The sequence below is a fragment of the Romboutsia sp. genome, from assembly GCF_035470145.1.
Taxonomy (GTDB): Bacteria; Bacillota; Clostridia; order Peptostreptococcales; family Peptostreptococcaceae; genus Romboutsia_D.
This window is the reverse complement of record NZ_DATIRC010000196.1, coordinates 1-1533: the sequence shown is the minus strand read 5'-3', so window position 1 is coordinate 1533 and position 1533 is coordinate 1. Positions and strand designations below refer to the sequence as shown.

At 28.4% G+C, this 1533-nt stretch carries 3 protein-coding genes; 2 read left to right on the top strand and 1 reads right to left on the bottom strand.

Going from position 1 to position 1533, the window contains the following annotated elements:
- Positions 1-524: DUF2750 domain-containing protein (locus VLM92_RS08325; protein WP_325275874.1), on the top strand; the 524-nt coding region annotated here is incomplete at its 5' end.
- Positions 525-869: 345 nt separating this feature from the next.
- Here the strand turns inward: VLM92_RS08325 and VLM92_RS08320 are convergent.
- Positions 870-1133, bottom strand: a complete 264-nt coding sequence (locus VLM92_RS08320) for a hypothetical protein (protein ID WP_325275873.1) — start codon at positions 1131-1133, stop codon at positions 870-872.
- Here VLM92_RS08320 and VLM92_RS17385 point away from each other — a divergent pair.
- The coding region (locus VLM92_RS17385) for an RHS repeat-associated core domain-containing protein (protein ID WP_325275875.1) at positions 1030-1533 on the top strand (504 nt) is incomplete at its 3' end. The two genes, VLM92_RS08320 and VLM92_RS17385, sit on opposite strands and share 104 nt — an antisense overlap.

Genomic DNA, 1533 nt, shown 5'->3' with positions numbered 1-1533 from the left:
TAAATGAGTTTATTGATGAATGGATACCTGATATGAAAAATGACAATTTAAAACCTTCAATATTTTGGATTAATGGGGATTCTTTAGTATCAGATTTCAATAAACTAAAAAATGACTTAGAATACGAAATAGGGAAATACTCAATTGGAGATTCAGCTTTAGAGGAATTATCAAAGGTAGCTTTATCAGATAGATATGAATACTTTATTGAGAAGATAGTAGAATCGAAAGAGGCTTGGTTCTTATATAATAATGGATTTGCTATGATAGATTATGAAGATGAAAATAGTAGAATACCAGTATGGAACAAAAGGGAGTATGCAGAATTCTTTATTAATGATAAATTTGAAGAATGTGTTATAAAGAGTATAAATTTAGATGAATTTATAGAATATTTATTACCTGATTTAGATAAAAACAACATATATCTTGATGTGCTTTATGATGGAGAAGGAGCTGTGGTAGCGGGTGCAACAGATATTTTATATTCTTTAAAGAATTATATGGAAAATAATGATTTATAAATAAAGTGGTTCATAAATTAAAGGCCAATAACGAGAGAACTATAAAAAGAGGAAATATATAGATGAAATAAATGGAGCTACAACAAATAAGATAGCATCTATTGAAAATGGAGGAAAGAAAATTTCCTATACATATGATAAAAATGGTAACATAGAAACTATAACAGAAAACTCAAAAACAACAAAATATTACTATAATGAACTTAATGAGCTTACAAAAGAAGAAGTAAGAAACAGTGAAGGAGTACTTGAAAAAACTATAAAGTATTCTTATGATGCTGGAGGAAATATCCTTAAAAAAGAAGAATACACAGGAGATTCAACAACTCCATCAAAAACTGATGATTACACATATGGTGATACAAACTGGAAGGATAAACTTACAGCATTTAATGGTAAAGCAATAACATATGATGCAATAGGAAATCCACTTACATATGATGGACAAACATTTAGCTGGGAAGAAGGAAGACAACTAGCAGGAATAAGTAAAAGTGGATTAAATATATCATATAAATATAATTCTGATGGAATAAGAACAGAAAAAACAGTAAATGGAGTTACTTTCAAATACCATGTTGTAGATGGTAATGTAACATTTGAAAGCAATGGTACAGATAATATTTATTATACTTATGATAGTGATGATAAACTTGTAAGTATAGAATTAAATGGAGTAGAATACTACTATGTAAGAAATGCTCAAGGAGATATAACAGGATTAATAGATGGTTCTGAAAATGAAGTTGTATCTTATAATTATGATACATGGGGTAGACTATTATCAATAGATGGAAGTTTAAAAGATAGTTTAGGTGTAAAGAACCCATATAGATATAGAGGATATAGATACGATACAGAAACAGGACTTTACTATTTACAAAGTAGATATTATAATCCTGAGTGGGGAAGATTTATAAATGCAGATAGTTTAGTTGGAGAAACAGGAGAACTATTATCTCATAATATGTTTGCATACTGTGCAAATGACCCAGTAAACAATGAAGAC